Origin of the sequence: Pseudomonas avellanae BPIC 631 (assembly GCF_000444135.1) — a bacterium.
Classification (GTDB): Bacteria; Pseudomonadota; Gammaproteobacteria; order Pseudomonadales; family Pseudomonadaceae; genus Aquipseudomonas; species Aquipseudomonas avellanae.
Window position 1 is genome coordinate 1 of record NZ_ATDK01000337.1, and the last position, 15,215, is coordinate 15,215.

General features: G+C 59.8%; 13 protein-coding genes and 1 pseudogene. 11 read left to right on the forward strand and 3 right to left on the reverse strand.

Annotated features, from left to right (window positions below):
- Positions 1 to 343: 343 nt before the first annotated feature.
- From DW49_RS0120575 to DW49_RS0120585, 3 genes are all read right to left on the reverse strand, one after another.
- Positions 344 to 904: a gamma carbonic anhydrase family protein gene (locus DW49_RS0120575; RefSeq protein ID WP_005617714.1), complete on the reverse strand. Its 561-nt coding sequence runs from the start codon at positions 902 to 904 to the stop codon at positions 344 to 346.
- 11 nt (positions 905 to 915) lie between these two features.
- On the reverse strand, positions 916 to 1,821 hold the full coding sequence (gene folE2, locus DW49_RS0120580; RefSeq protein WP_024420895.1) for a GTP cyclohydrolase FolE2: 906 nt from the start codon (positions 1,819 to 1,821) through the stop codon (positions 916 to 918).
- A 184-nt stretch (positions 1,822 to 2,005) separates the two neighbouring features.
- Positions 2,006 to 2,914, reverse strand: a complete 909-nt coding sequence (locus DW49_RS0120585; protein ID WP_003381962.1) for a LysR substrate-binding domain-containing protein — start codon at positions 2,912 to 2,914, stop codon at positions 2,006 to 2,008.
- 457 nt (positions 2,915 to 3,371) lie between these two features.
- Here DW49_RS0120585 and DW49_RS1000000133930 point away from each other — a divergent pair.
- The 11 genes and pseudogenes from DW49_RS1000000133930 to DW49_RS0120640 all read left to right on the forward strand — a co-directional run.
- Positions 3,372 to 3,773: pseudogene (locus DW49_RS1000000133930) on the forward strand (ABC transporter substrate-binding protein); the annotation flags it as partial.
- Positions 3,774 to 3,841: 68 nt separating this feature from the next.
- A complete protein-coding gene (locus tag DW49_RS1000000133935; RefSeq protein WP_229687572.1) occupies positions 3,842 to 4,639 on the forward strand; it encodes an ABC transporter substrate-binding protein in 798 nt (265 codons plus the stop codon).
- A gap of 102 nt (positions 4,640 to 4,741) precedes the next feature.
- Positions 4,742 to 5,659 (forward strand): ABC transporter permease, encoded by a 918-nt coding sequence (locus DW49_RS0120595; RefSeq protein WP_005617711.1) that lies wholly within the window; start codon positions 4,742 to 4,744, stop codon positions 5,657 to 5,659.
- Between the two features lie 8 nt (positions 5,660 to 5,667).
- Positions 5,668 to 6,576, forward strand: coding sequence for an ABC transporter permease (locus DW49_RS0120600; protein WP_005617708.1), 909 nt, complete (start codon positions 5,668 to 5,670; stop codon positions 6,574 to 6,576).
- Positions 6,577 to 6,592: 16 nt separating this feature from the next.
- Complete coding sequence (locus tag DW49_RS0120605) at positions 6,593 to 7,594, forward strand: ABC transporter ATP-binding protein (RefSeq protein ID WP_005617707.1); 1,002 nt, start codon at positions 6,593 to 6,595, stop codon at positions 7,592 to 7,594.
- The gene (locus DW49_RS0120610) at positions 7,591 to 8,604 is read left to right on the forward strand and encodes an ABC transporter ATP-binding protein (protein WP_005617706.1); all 1,014 of its coding nucleotides are present in this window, start codon (positions 7,591 to 7,593) and stop codon (positions 8,602 to 8,604) included. Before DW49_RS0120605 ends, DW49_RS0120610 begins: the two co-directional genes overlap by 4 nt.
- Entirely contained in the window at positions 8,601 to 10,028 is a 1,428-nt protein-coding gene (locus DW49_RS0120615; protein ID WP_005617704.1) for a M20 family metallopeptidase, read from the forward strand. Before DW49_RS0120610 ends, DW49_RS0120615 begins: the two co-directional genes overlap by 4 nt.
- On the forward strand, positions 10,025 to 11,176 hold the full coding sequence (locus DW49_RS0120620) for a M20 family metallopeptidase (protein WP_005617702.1): 1,152 nt from the start codon (positions 10,025 to 10,027) through the stop codon (positions 11,174 to 11,176). Before DW49_RS0120615 ends, DW49_RS0120620 begins: the two co-directional genes overlap by 4 nt.
- 268 nt (positions 11,177 to 11,444) lie before the next feature.
- Positions 11,445 to 12,968, forward strand: a complete 1,524-nt coding sequence (locus DW49_RS0120625; RefSeq protein ID WP_005617700.1) for an amidase — start codon at positions 11,445 to 11,447, stop codon at positions 12,966 to 12,968.
- 360 nt (positions 12,969 to 13,328) lie between these two features.
- On the forward strand, positions 13,329 to 14,636 hold the full coding sequence (locus tag DW49_RS0120635) for a DUF6861 domain-containing protein (protein WP_005617698.1): 1,308 nt from the start codon (positions 13,329 to 13,331) through the stop codon (positions 14,634 to 14,636).
- Positions 14,633 to 15,094, forward strand: a complete 462-nt coding sequence (locus tag DW49_RS0120640; RefSeq protein WP_024421376.1) for an SMI1/KNR4 family protein — start codon at positions 14,633 to 14,635, stop codon at positions 15,092 to 15,094. Before DW49_RS0120635 ends, DW49_RS0120640 begins: the two co-directional genes overlap by 4 nt.
- The last annotated feature ends 121 nt before the right edge of the window (positions 15,095 to 15,215 follow it).

Sequence of the window (15,215 nt, forward strand, 5' to 3'; positions counted from 1 at the left end):
TACAGATGCCCTATCGAAATGATGACGGAAATGATGTCCAAGCATCATGAGAGTCCATCCCTAACTCAATAGCCGGGTGTTGCACTCAGCCTCTGAAACCGCCGAGAATAATCAGCCCGCGCAGAGCATCGATAGAGCGCAGCCGTGATGCTGGCGCGCGGGTTGGTTGAACAACTGTTGTCATGAAAGATTCAGGTCCATTGTTGGGGGGTGCTAATTGTTTGGAGCTTCAAGCTTCAAGCCTCAAGCTTTTAGCTTTTAGCTTTTAGCTTTTAGCTTTTAGCTTTTAGCTTTTAGCTTTTAGCTTGCAGCTTGTAACTTGCCGCTGGCGCGCAGCGCTGCTTCAAAATTCGTTTTGAAGTGCCTTGTAGCCGCGCACCAGGTCAATGTTGGTGTGCGCCACGTCTTCGGAAAACTCCGACGCCGAAATGCTCACCGGCGGAAATTGCGAAAGATCAGTATTAGGCCCGATCCGGGTAGTGGACGGCACGTAAAAATTCTCCGGCAAATCGCGACCGTCGACCACCGAATTGTGTCTGACCACACTGCCGTTGCCGACCTGGCAGTTGAACAACACGCTGTTGAAGCCGATGAACACGCGATCTCCGACCATGCAAGGTCCGTGCACGATAGAGCGGTGGGCAATCGAGGTGAACTCGCCAATGGTCACCGCAGCACCGGATTTCGAGTGAATCACCACGCCATCCTGAATGTTGGAATTGGCGCCGATGACAATCGGCTCCATGTCGCCACTGGCATCGACTTCGTCGGCGCGGATCACCGCGTACGGGCCGACGAACACGTTGTCCTTGATAATCACTTTGCCGCAGATGATCGCGGTTTTGTCGATGTAGGCAGACTCGGCAATAACCGGCAAATGGCCGGACGGATTTTTACGGATCACGGTAGGAAGCCTCAGGACAGGTAGTTGGAAGTCTGCGCGGCTGCATCATGAGGATGCAGGCTTTCGAAGTGACGCACGCTGACGCTGGAGGCTGGGTAGCGGCCCTCAAGCGCCTGCTGGATCTTGCGCGCGGCGTCTTCGACGTACATCAGGTTCTGGCCATTGAGCCGGGCAAAGGCCTGCTCGTCGGCACGCTTGACGGCGGTTTGCACCGGCGTGCCCAGCGCCTGCTCGACCGTATCGATCAGCGCCATCAGGCCCATCTCTGTGGCCTGCTCCGCCACGCGCACCTGCACCGTCGCCACACTGCGCTGGCTGTGCGGTGTGGCATACGAAGCGTTGTCCCGCAGCCAGGCCGCGACCTGCATGGGGTCAACGAACGACTGGCGGCCAAAACGGGTGACAAACGTTTCTTCCAGCAGTTGTCGGGACAGTGCCGCCGAGCATGGGCAAGTGGACGAGTAAGTGATGTCGGCAGAGACGTCGAGGCACAAACGCCCCGCCCGCCAGACGGCCTCAAGCTTGACCGGATAGGACTTCCAGCCGCTGAGACCTTCGGTGACCAGCGCCGGGCGGCGGCACAGCAGGTTGAATGTCAGCGTGATGCGTGCGCCGCTGGAGTGACAATCGACGTGGCTCTCGACCATCGCCTCCAGCAGTGCAGATAACGTCTCGGGCGTGAGCACTTGATGTTCGGCGAAACCGTCGAGCAGCCGGTAAAGCCGCGACATGTGGATGCCCTTGACGCTCGGGTCAGTCAGATCGACCTGCAGGTCTGCGTAGGCATGAACCGGGTGTGTGGCACCCGGCTCGCCCAGCGTCAGCGGCACTTCGACGCCTTGCATGCCGACCCAGTCGAGTGCAATCAGGGCCGAGGACACTTCCGTCAGGGCAACGTCTGGGAGGGGGCTGTTCATGGTGTCGGTCGTCTCGCTGGCGAACCTCGCCACAGGGGGCGAAGCATGATGTTGGCGGTCGGGAACCGCAGAGCGTGCAACCGCAAATTCATTATACTATAACATCATAATTACCAACACCATCAACCCGACGTGCAGCGCGCCTTGTACAAACGATATGACGCGGCGAAAAAACAGCCAGCTTTCAGGTTTTTGCCAGTTCTTCGATAAGAAAATCCCGAAATGCCGCGACCGCTGCCGGAAGGTTGCGCCCCGCCATGCTTTGCAGTTCGATCCGTCGCGCTTTCATGCCTTCATCGCTGATCGGCAGGGATTTAAGCTGCTTTTCATGCACACGCTTGTCCAGCGTCATTTCGCTGGACAGGCTGATCCCGCCCTCCTCGCTGACAAACCTCAACAGCGAACCGATGTAGTTACTGGTCAGCACAGGGTCGAACATAAGGCCTTGCACGCCGCAGCAGATGTCGAACAACTGGCGCAACGTCGTGTCGGTGTTGGTCAGCGCAATGGCGTACGGCTGCAGTTCGGCCAGGGTAACCTCCTCACGTGACGCCAGCGGGTGGTTGTGGCTGACCACTGCGCAGATCGCGCCGCTGTGAATATGCTCGACCTTGATTTCATTCTGCGGCGTCAGGCTGAACGTCAGGCACAGGTCGGCATCGCCCGAGCGCACCCGCTCGGTGGCCTGAGCCGGGGCGCAGACCTCCATCGAGAAATGAATACCCTGATAAAGCCTCCGAAAACGCGCGATGCATTGCGGCAGGAAATCCAGCGCAAAACCTTCTGAGCAGGCGATGCGCACATGGCCGCGCTGCAAGCCTTGCAGTTCGGTGATTTCCAGCACCACCTGCTCGGCCTCCAGCTGGGATTTGCGCGCATAGGCCGCCAGACGAATACCCGCTTCGCTGAGCATCATGCCGCGCGCCTGGCGTTCGAACAGCACGGCATCCAGCTCGCGCTCCAGCTTGCTGATCTGCCGACTGACCGCCGACGACGCCACATTAAGCCGAATCGAGGCCTCGCTGATTGATCCGCAACGCGCTACTTCAAGGAAGTAGCGCAGGGCCGTGGACTGCACGCCATAGAGCTGCATCGGTACTCCTGCGTTGCCTTATCGGCAATGAAAGGTTCTAAATATTGTGCTTGTGGCATTGATACGCTTTGCCTAGAGTCGTGTCGAGGCCCGCTACTCGATCAAAAGAAAATCAGAGCCTTGCTGTTAACCACCTTTTCGCATTTGCGACCCACTGCCCTTTGATACATCCACTTTGCCTTTTGGAGACGACGGCATGGGAATCAAGGGTTTCGCTCGCAGCATCGCGCTATTGAGCCTGTTCAGCAGTTTTTCCGCCCTGGCCGGCAAGGCCGACGACACGCTGGTCTACGCCTCCGACAGCGAACCGGAAAACATCAGCCCCTATCACAACGATTTGCGCGAAGGCGTGATTCTCGGCCGCCTGATCTGGGACAACCTGGTCTACCGCAACCCTGACAACGGCCAATATGAACCCATGCTGGCCACCAGCTGGAAACAGGTCGATGACACCACCATGGACTTCCAGCTGCGCGAGGGCGTGAAGTTCCACAATGGCGACCCGTTCACTGCCGATGACGTGGTGTTCACGCTCAATTACGTGGTGTCGCCCGAGTCCAAGGTGGTCACGGTACAGAACGTCGACTGGATCAAGAGCGCCGAAAAGCTCGGTGACTACAGCGTGCGCCTGCACCTGAAAAAGCCCTTCCCGCCTGCGCTGGAATACCTGTCCAACGCCGTACCGATGTTCCCGAAAAAGTATTTCGAGCAGGTCGGAATTGCCGGGTTCAGCCGCAAGCCGATTGGCACAGGGCCTTACAAGGTCACGGCCATCGCCACCGGTGAAGGCGTGAAAATGGACAAGAACCCCGACTACTTCAAGGACAGCCCACAGGGCCAGCCGAAGATCGGTCATATCAACTTCCGGGTCATCGCCGATGCCGAAACGCGCCTGGCCGAGCTGATGACCGGCGGCATCGACTGGACCTGGCGCGTAACCCCCGACCAGGCGGAAAACCTCAAGGCCATGCCCAATCTGGTGGTCACCAGCGGCGCGACCATGCGTATCGGCTTTTTGATTCTCGACGCACGCGGCACTTCCAGCGCCGATTCGCCGATTCGCCGATGAAACACCTGAAAGTACGCCAGGCAATCAACTACGCAATCAACCGTGACGGTCTGGCCTCGCAACTGGTCGGTGGCGAAAGCAAACCGCTGCAAGTCGCCTGCTACCCAGGCCAGTTCGGCTGTGACACCACGGCTGCCACGGTCTACAACTACGACCCGGCCAAGGCCAAGGCGCTGCTCGCCGAGGCCGGTTACCCGAACGGTTTCGAAACCGAAATCTTTGCCTATCGGGACCGCGATTACGTCGAAGCAATCATCGGCAACCTGCGCGCCGTGGGCATCAACGCCAAACTGCGTTACCTGAAATACGCCGCCATGCGTGACCAGCAGCGTGGCGGCAAGGTGCCGATGTCGTTCCAGGCCTGGGGCTCGTTCTCGATCCTCGACACCTCGGCCTCGGCCGGGACCTGGTTCAAGGGCAACCCCGACGACAACATCAAAGACCCGCAAGTCCAGGGCTGGCTGCAGACCGCCGACAACGCGCTGGACCCGCAGGTGCGCAAGGACAACTACCGCAAGGCCCTGCAGCGCATCAGCGAGCAGGCGTACTGGGCACCGTTGTTCAATTACTCGATGAACTACGCCTACGTCTCGGACCTGAACTTCAAGCCGTACCCGGACGAGCTGCCGCGCTTCGTGTTGTCGAGCTGGAAATAGGCTGTTCGCGACGTCAATCGGTGAGACCGGCTGCAAGGCGCACAACATGCCTTGCAGCATCGGCCACCCACCCGTTACTCCTCGGACACAAGGGCACTTGCCATGTTCGGATTTCTCTTGCGCCGCCTCGGCATTGCCTTGTGCGTAGCGATTACCGTGTCGGTGATCAGCTTTTCCCTGCTGCACCTGTCCGGCGACCTGGCCACAGCCATCGGCGGGCCGGAAGCCAGCAGCGAGCAGATCGAACAGATCCGTGTGCAATACGGCCTCAACAAGCCGTTGGTCACGCAGTATTTTGAATGGCTGGCCGACGTGGTGCGCCTCGATTTTGGCGATTCGTTCTTCTTTCAGGAGTCGGTCTACAACCTGATCGCCTCGCGCCTGTCGATCACCCTCGGGCTGGGCGCAATGGCCCTGAGCATTGCGCTGCTGATCGCTATTCCGCTGGGCGTGCTGGCAGCGGTGAAACGTGACACCTGGGTTGACCGGCTGGCGCTGAGCATCGCGGTGCTGGGCCAGGCGATGCCGAGTTTCTGGTTCGCGCTAATGCTGATCGTGGTGTTCTCGGTCACCCTTAAATGGCTGCCGGTGTCAGGCAACTCGACCTGGGCGCACTTCGTCATGCCGGCGATTGCGCTGGGTTATTACGCCACCCCGGCGATCATGCGCCTGACCCGTGCCGGCATGCTCGACGTGCTCAATTCCGACTACATCCGCACCGCTCGCGCCAAGGGCCTGCGCCCCGCCACCGTGCTGTTCAAACACGCGCTACGCAATGCGCTGATTCCGGTTGTGGCACTGGCTGCCGTGGAGTTCGGCTTCATGCTCGGCGGTTCGGTGGTCATCGAAACGGTGTTCTCGCTGCAAGGCATCGGCCAACTGGCCTGGGACGCGATTGCCCGTGACGACTTCCCTGTGGTGCAGGCGGTCGTGCTGTTGATTGCGGTGATCTACATCGTCCTCACGCTGCTGGCCGACGTGCTCAACGCACTGCTCGACCCGCGCATCCGCGTGAAATAGGAGGCCCCATGAGCACAACCCCGTCATCGCCGCTGGTCATCAACGATTACCAGCCACCGGCACGCAGCGTCTGGCGTACCCTGCGCAACAGCTTTGCCCATCGCGGCTTCGCCATCGGCGCGGTACTGCTGTTGATCATCCTGTTCGGCGCACTGTTCGCCCCCTGGCTGGCGCCCTACGACCCTTACGCCCAAGACGTGATGCTGCGCATGAAACCACCCGTGTGGATGGCCAATGGCACCTGGGATTACGTTTTAGGCACCGACAAACTGGGCCGCGATTACCTGTCACGCCTGCTCTACGGCGCACGCATCTCGTTGTTCATCGGCTTCTCGGCGGCACTGATCTCAGGCGTCATCGGCACCATCATGGGCCTGCTGGCCGGCTACTTCGGCGGCAAGACCGACGCGCTGATCAGCTACCTGATCACCACGCGCCTGGCGATGCCGGTGGTGATGGTCGCACTGGCCTCTGCGTCGTTGATCGGCGGTTCGCTGAAAGTCGTAATCATCCTGCTCGGCTGCCTGCTCTGGGACCGCTTCGCCGTAGTGGTACGCGCTGCCGTGCAACAAATTCGCGACGCCGAATACGTCGCCTCGGCGCAGGCATTGGGCTGCTCGACGCTGCGCATTCTGGCCAGCGAAATCCTGCCCAATCTGGTCGGCGCGCTGATCGTCGTCGCCACTCTGGAAATGGCTCACGCGATCCTCCTCGAGTCAGCGCTGTCGTTTCTAGGGGTCGGCGTGCAGCCGCCCATTCCTTCATGGGGGCTGATGATCGCCGAGGGCAAACCGTACATGTTCTTTTCCCCGTGGGTCATCGCCATTCCCGGCGTCGCTCTGATGGTGCTGGTGCTGGGTATCAATCTGGTCGGTGACGGCCTGCGCGACCTGATCCTGCCCGACGGGCGCAACTGACAGAGGAAATCCGCACATGGCGCTGTTACATGTTGAAAACCTGCGTGTCGAGATCCCGCTCGGGCAAGACACGCTCCACGCAGTGCGCGGCCTGGACTTTGCGGTCGAGCGCGGCGAAATGCTGTGCATCGTCGGCGAATCTGGCTGCGGCAAATCCCTGACCTCGCTGGCGCTCATGGACCTGCTGCCGCGCAAGGCCCGGCGTACCGCAACCACCCTGAGCCTGGACGGCATCGACATGCTGAGCCAAAGCGAACGGCAGATGTGCGACCTGCGCGGCAACCGTCTGGCGATGATTTTTCAGGAACCCATGACCTCGCTGAACCCGGCATACAGCATCGGCGACCAGCTCAGCGAAGTGCTGACCCGGCACCGCAAGGTGTCGCGCAAGGAAGCGCTGCAGCGTGCGGCGCAGATGCTCGAAAAAGTCGGTATCAGCAACGCCAGCGAGCGCCTGCGCCAGTATCCGCATCAGTTGTCGGGCGGCCTGCGTCAGCGGGTGATCATCGCCATGGCGCTGATGTGCGAACCGGACGTGATCATTGCCGACGAGCCCACCACCGCGCTGGACGTGACCATTCAGGCGCAGATCCTGCGCCTGATCCGCGACATCCAGAAAGAGTTCGGTCTGGCGGTGATTTTCATCACCCACGATTTGGGGCTGGTGGCGCGGATTGCCGACCGGGTGGCGGTGATGTACGCCGGGCAAATCGTCGAAACCGCCCCGGCGGTCGAGCTGTTCGAGAACCCGCAGCACCCTTACACGCGCGGCCTGCTGGCGAGCATTCCGATCCCCGGACGCACCCAGCCAGGCCAGCCGCTGGGTTCGATTCCGGGGTTGGTGCCCAGCCTGGTTGGCGAGCAACACGGCTGCGCCTTCCGCAACCGCTGCCCGCAGGCCATCGCGGCGTGCGCCGAAGACGTCCCTCAGGTTCACAGCCATAACCACATGACCCGCTGCCTGTTTGCTTCAGTGGGCGCAGAACCTGTGTTGCAGCGTGAGGGCATGACGTCATGACTAATCAAGCCCTGAACGCCAGCATCAAAAAAGACATTGCTCTGGAACTGTGCGACATCCGTCGTGAATTCAGCATCAGCCGTGGTTTTCTCAAACCCAACGCCACCTTGAAAGCAGTCGATGGCGTGTCGCTGCGCCTGATGCGCGGCGAAACCCTCGGGCTGGTCGGCGAATCCGGTTGCGGCAAAAGCACGCTAGCGAAGATGCTGCTCGGCCTGCTCGCGCCCAGCAGCGGCGATGTGCTGGTCAACGGCAAGCATCTGGCCGGCACCGACCGCAAGGAAATGGCGCGGCGCATCCAGCCGATCTTTCAGGACCCTTACTCGTCGCTGAACCCGCGCAAAACCCTGCGCGAAATCGTCACCCTGCCGCTGATCGTGCATGACATCGGCAGCAATGCCGAGCGCCGTCAGCGTGTCGAGGCGATGATGGACGTGGTCGGCTTGCCGAAACGAGTCATCGACAGCTACCCCAGCCAGCTCTCCGGTGGGCAGCGCCAGCGCGTGGCGATTGCCCGGGCGCTGGTGATGCGCCCCGACGTGTTGATCTGCGACGAACCGACTTCGGCGCTGGACGTGTCGGTGCAGGCGCAGATTCTCAACCTGTTGCAGGACCTGAAACAGGAGTTCGGCCTGACTTACCTGCTGATCAGCCACAACCTGGCGGTCATCGAACATCTGGCCGACCGGGAGGCAGTGATGTACCTGGGCCGCATCGTCGAGGAACGCAGCCGCGAATCGCTGTTCGCCAGACCGGGGCATCCCTACACCCAGGCGCTGCTGGACTCGGTACTGACCCCCGACCCGCACCTGGGCATTCCGGATCTGGGCCTGCACGGCACCTTCCCCAACCCCATGTCGCCGCCTTCGGGCTGCGCGTTTCATCCGCGCTGCCCGAGCTGCATGGCGGTGTGCAAGGAAAACTACCCGATCGCTGGCCGCATGGAAGGCGGCACCGTCCGTTGCCACTTGCGCGACACCTCGAAAACCCTGGAGCTGATGCCCTCATGAGTAGCCGTTCGCATGCCATCGAAAACGCCACCGAGCAGTTCGACAACGGCACCTTTTTCGCCTTGCTCGGCGACAGCGTCGCTTATCCCACCCAAAGCCAAGAGGCCGCGAGCTTGCCGGAGCTTTATCGTTACCTGAACGAGTTCATCACCCCGCACGTCGAGCGGCTTGGTTTCAGCGTCAAGGTGCACGACAACCCGGTGGCCGGACGCGGGCCCTTGATGATCGCCACCCGCATCGAAGACCCGGCGCTGCCGACCCTGCTCAGCTACGGCCATGGTGATGTGGTGCGCGGCTATGACGCGCAGTGGCAAGCGGGCCTGTCGCCGTGGGAAGTCGTTGAGCGCGGTGATCGCTGGTACGGCCGTGGCACCGCGGACAACAAGGGCCAGCACCTGATCAACCTGACCGCCCTGGAACAGACCCTCAAGGCACGCGACGGCACGCTGGGTTTCAACGTCAAACTGCTGCTGGAAATGGGCGAAGAAGACGGCTCGCCCGGCCTCAGCGCGTTCTGCCAGGCACACGCCGAAGAGCTTGCGGCGGATATTTTCATCGCCTCCGACGGCCCACGTCTGGCAGCCGCGCGCCCTACCCTGTTTCTCGGTTCGCGCGGGGTGTTCAACTTCGAGCTGACGGTGAACCTGCGCGAAGGCGCGCACCATTCCGGCAACTGGGGTGGGCTGCTGGCCAACCCCGGCATCATTCTGGCCAATGCCATCGCCAGCATGGTCGATGAGCACGGCCGGGTGAAAGTCGCGGGGCTCATGCCCGCCGCCATTCCCGAAGCGGTCAAAACTGCGCTGGCGGATATCGAAGTCGGCGGCGGCCCCGGTGACCCGGACATCGACCCCGATTGGGGCGACCCGGCGCTGTCGCTCAGCGAAAAGGTCTTCGGCTGGAACACCCTCGACATCCTTGCCTTCAAGACCGGCAACCCGGACGCCCCGGTACACGCCATTCCCGGCAAAGCGCATGCGCTGTGCCACATCCGCTTTGTGGTCGACAGCGACTACAACGCCTTTATCCCAGCGGTGCGTGCCCATCTGGATGCCCACGGCTTCACTCAGGTCGAGGTCCGGCAGACGCGCATGGATGTGATGCACGCCACGCGCCTGTCACCGGACAGCCCGTGGGTCGGCTGGGCGTTGGAGTCGCTGGCCACCACTACCGGCAAGAAGCCCGCGCTGCTGCCCAATCTGGGCGGTTCGCTGCCCAACGATGTGTTCGCCGAAGTGCTGGGCCTGCCGACGGTCTGGGTGCCGCACTCGTACCCGGCGTGCTCGCAACACGCACCCGACGAGCATTTGCTGGCACCGGTGGTCAAAGAAAGTCTGCAAATCATGGCCGGACTGTTCTGGGACCTGGGAACGGACGGCGCACGGCTGACCCGAGAGCATCGGGCACAGGAGCTGAGTGAATGAATGATGCACAACGGCAGGCAACCGACTGGCTGAGCGGGCAGTTTGAAGCGATGGAGGCGCTGTTGCAGCGCCTGGTCGATACCGACTCCAACAGCTACGACAAGGCCGGAGTCGATGCGGTCGGCGATCTGCTCACTGCGCACTTGAAGGCCGACGGGATCAGCGTCGAGCGCATCCCGGTCGAAGGTTTCGGCGATGTGCTGTTGGCTGAACTGCCCGGCGGCCACGGCAAGCCGGTATTGCTACTCGGTCATCGCGACACGGTGTTCCCGAAAGGCACGACCGCTACACGCGGCTACACAAACGACAGCGAACTGGCCTATGGCCCTGGCGTGGCCGACATGAAAGGCGGGCTGGTGCTCAACTGCTTTGCCCTTAAGGCACTGAAACGAATCGGCCCTCTGCCGTTTCCGGTGCAGATTCTGTACACCGGCGACGAAGAAATCGGCTCCGCCAGCGCCCGTGTTCACATCGAAAAGTACGCCCGTCAGGCGCGCGCGGTACTCAACCCGGAACCGGGGCGCGCCAGCGGCAACGTGGTCAGCGCTCGTAAAGGCGGTGCAACGCTGATCATCGAAGTCAGCGGCCGCGCGGCGCATTCGGGGGTCAACCACGCCGACGGCACCAGCGCGATTCAGGCCCTGGCGCACAAGGTGATCAAACTGCATGCGTTGACCGATTATGCAGCGGGCATCACCACCAATGTCGGACTGATCTCGGGCGGCACCTCCAGCAATACCGTCGCGCCCAGCGCCACGGCAAAACTTGATGTGCGCTTTATCGAACTCAGGCAGTGGGATGAAATTCTCTCTGCAGTCAAAAGCATCGTCGCCGAAGAGGAACTGCCCGGCACATCCGCCCGGCTGCTGGAGGCCACGACCTTTTTGCCAATGGAAGCCCGGCACAGCACCGAGCTGCTGAATATCTATCAGGGCCTCGCGCATGAACTGGGTTTCAACGTGGAAGGCGAATTCACCGGCGGCTGCGCCGACTCGGGCTTCACCGCCAGCCTCGGCATCCCGACCCTGTGCGGCCTCGGCCCGGTGGGCGGCAAAGTGCACACCGACCGTGAATACCTGGAGCTGAATACTTTGGTGCCCAGAGGTCAGGCGCTGGTGGCGACGATACTGGCGTTGGGGGATTTTTGAAGAGACTGCCCGCTTGATGCGTTCGGCCTGGAAAAAGAGGCGCGACGCAGATGTGTGACGCAGAGCTTCACGAAATGCATACCCACGCGGAGCGTGCGGAACGATGACATTCGGGAGAACACTTATCGTGCCCACGCTCCGCGTGGGTATGCAGTTCTGGACGCTCTGCGTCCGATACTGGCTCCGCAGAAGCGCAGAATATGTGTCCAAACGAAGACGCCTGGCGCGATAAGCCGTTCGATTTGTACAGTCCAGTGAGGAACATTCCATGCAAAATCCATCCGAGCTCCTTGGCAAATCCGCCACCGAATTGCGTGCGCTGATCGGCAACAAACAGCTATCGCCAGTGGAATTGCTCGACGCCTGTATCGAGCGCATTGAAAGCCTGAATCCAAAAATCAACGCCTTCGCCGCCACCTGCTTCGAGCGCGCCCGAGATGAGGCTGTCATCGCCGAACAGGCGGTCCTGCAAGGCAAACCCTTGGGGTTGCTGCACGGCCTGCCCATCGGCATCAAGGACCTGGAAGAAACCGCCGGGGTGCTCACCACCTACGGCTCGCAACTGTTTCGCGACAACATTCCCGCTCAGGACAACCTGTTCGTGGCCCGTCTGCGCGCGGCCGGGGCCATTATGGTCGGCAAGACCAATGTCCCGGAACTCGGCGCCGGAGCCAACACCCGCAACGTGGTGTGGGGCGCAACCGGCAACCCGTTCAATCCCGAACTGAATGCCGGCGGCTCCTCAGGTGGCTCGGCCGCCGCGCTGGCGGTAGACATGGTGCCGCTGTGCAGCGGTTCGGACACCGGAGGCTCGCTGCGCATTCCCGCAGCGCTGTGTGGCATCGTCGGCCTGCGCCCTTCTCCGGGCCTGGTGCCGAGCGAGCGCAAGAAACTCGGCTGGACGCCCATCTCCGTCGTCGGCCCGATGGGCCGCAATGTCGCTGACACCCTGCTGCAACTGCGTGCCAGCGCCGGGCTGGCGCAGTCCGACCCATTGAGCTACGCCATCGCCAATGACGAATTCGCTCCGCGCACTGTCGACCTCAGCCAGCTGCGCGTCGGCTACAGCGAAGACTTTGGTACATGCGCGGTGGACAACCACATCCGCGCAGTCTTTCGGGAAAAGATCAGCGCCCTCAAACCGCTGTTCAAGTCCTGCGACGCCATCGACCTGAACCTGACCAGCGCCCACCGTACCTTCGACGTACTGCGCGCCGAAGCATTCGTCGCCGGCCTACAGGACGCCCACGACCGCGACCCGGACGCGCTGGGCCCCAACACCCGCGCCAACTTCGAAATGGGCGCGGCGATGTCACTGCAAGACTGCGTCAAGGCGCATGGCGAGCAGAGCCGACTGTTTCGCGGCTTCCAGAAACAATTCGAACACTACGACCTGATCCTCGCAACGACCACACCCGTGTCGCCCTTCCCCTGGAGCGAACTGTACCTGCGCGAAGTCAACGGCGTGCCACTGGACAATTACTACCGCTGGCTGGCGCTGTGCTACACCATCACCCTGACCACCAACCCCGCGTTGTCCCTGCCCTGCGGCACCGACCATCAAGGCATGCCCTTCGGGCTACAGGTTATCGGCGGCTTTCGTGGCGACGCAAAACTGCTGGCCTGCGCCGAGGCGCTTGAACAAGCAACGGCGAATGACCCCCGCTTGTCTCGACCACGCCCTGATCTGCAGAAACTGCTGGCGTCGGCGGTAGACCTGACACACATCGTCACCCATCCACCGGTTTACGGCGGGTCGAAGGGCGATAAGCCGGAGGTGGGGGCGATGTGAGGGTGGCGCAAGCAGAAGAGGTAGCTAAAGAAAAGCGCTTGAAAAAGCGTGTCACACTTCAATTTTTCAGCAATCACTTGAAAAATTTCGGGACGTTACAGAATGAGAAAAGTATTAAATTTCATTGCATTAGGCCCTTGAAGACTTCGCAAGCGACGTTTGATAACCAATTGACATCATTGCCTACAGCTATCTGAATCTAGAAATATGGCACCTTCAGAAATGAGCTGGGCATGCCTTATTGGCTCTGAGGGCCAATTCCCGCGCATGTACCAGTCAGACGCCTCAAGGATCGAGACTCGGGATTACCTCTTCATCAAGGACAGAGTTGAATAAACGGATCTTTTAGCAAACGTCCCCATGTGGGACGACATCGAGCGAACCCTCGATAACAAATTCAACCATCTGAATCAGTCTTTCGATGACGGCTGGGAAAGCGCCTACGATGGTTGGAACGGCTTCACTCGACGAGTGAGCAACGAGGCCACCTTGGCCTTCGGTAGCATTGGCGGAAATCGCATCGAATCGGTCAAACTGGCGATGGCAAAGTCCTACCCGATCATCCAGCTCAGCCTGATGCGCAAATGGTCCTCCATCGATATCGCGGAAATACTCCCTGTCTTGCTGAAGCTGGTCAAAGAGGTCGCCATGATCATGGGCGGCAGCGTGGCGGTCGGGACTCTTGTTGGGGCTGCGGCTGGATCGCTTGCATTTGGTGCAGGTGCTATTCCAGGAGCTATAGCAGGCAGCGGCATAGGCGTACAGGTCGGCAACCTGATTCTACTGGGCATGGGGCTTTCAGCCATCGCCGAGTATTTTTATCAAGGGCTCCCCGCCTGTCTCGCAACTCTCTATGAGGGTATCGTAACCGCCTGGAACGCAGAAGAAGGTGTCAAACCGCCAGGGCTTGATCCCACGGGTGCTTCCGCATGGCTGATCGATGAGCGTATAGATGCAGCCGCTCGGAAACTCGCCAAAGGTCAGGAGCAATTAGTCATGCTCCTGCTGACTGCTATAGTTACCTACATCACGAGAGGTCAGGTCAAAGCAGGGATCGTAGGCAGTCTTGACGGCATCGCCGCAAGAAGCGCGAAGCTTCAAGCAGACATGACCAATAAGCAAATTGCGGGTTGGTTGGCTCGGAATGAGCAGAGGCTGCTGGCTCATCCTGAGTTGCGGATGCCAGAGCCAGCACCATTGAGAAGAGCAGAAACGCCTTTAGTCGATGAACATTACAAGAAGCCGTATAGTAAACCGGAGCCTGAAAGGCCAGCTAAAAAAATTTCAGCTCCCAAGCGGTCCTTTTGGTCTAAACCACCAATAGAATTCAAAGGCAACAGAGTTTCTCAACGTGACGATCTTTTTGATCCAGACCTGATGACTACTTGGAGAGAGCGTGGAAAACTGGTGCAAGGCACTAACCTTGAACGCATGGCAAGCGGGCGGGCCCCGATAGGCGTTGATGGCGAGTCAATTAACCTGCACCATATGATACAAACTCAAAGCGGAGGAATAGCAGAGCTAACACAGACCTTTCATCAAAAATACAGTTCCGCCATACACATAAATCCGAATACAATACCCTCTGAAATAGATCTACCATTATTCAACCAGTGGAAGACTGACTACTGGCGCTATCGCGCGGAAACTTATGAGAAATCGTTATGACCCTTCTGACAGCATCTGATCTTGAGAGCCTTATAAAGACAAATGAAAACGTGGCGGCATTCGGAACACCTGCCGACGCGGTGGCCGACGAGTGGATTATTAAGGCAGAACAGCGTTTAGGTCACCCACTGCCTGACTCCTACAAATGGTTTTTACGAAATTATGCGGGAGGAGAAGTAGGCACCGAGGAAATTTACAGCATCTACGGCATGGACTTCGATGACATAAATGGTGGAGATATTGTCTTCCAACATATCAACGGACTCAAAAACAAGTCGACAACCCCGGAAAAACTAGTCATCAGCAAAACGGACCTGGGCGAAGTTTTCTTTTTCAACTATGACACTTACAAAGATAATGAATGTCACATCTTCTTACGAATACCTTCAGGAGCAGCAATCTTCTATGCAGAAAATTTTTATGAGTATCTTGCCAAAAGAATAATTGCCAACTCCTAAGGAACCTCCGAACAAGTCTCAAATATGCGAAAATCGCCTGACCACCTGATCCGAGCCGCCCATGAGCCAAATGAGCTTTTCCGACGTTGAGTACGCAGGCAAACGCAAGCAAACCCGCCGC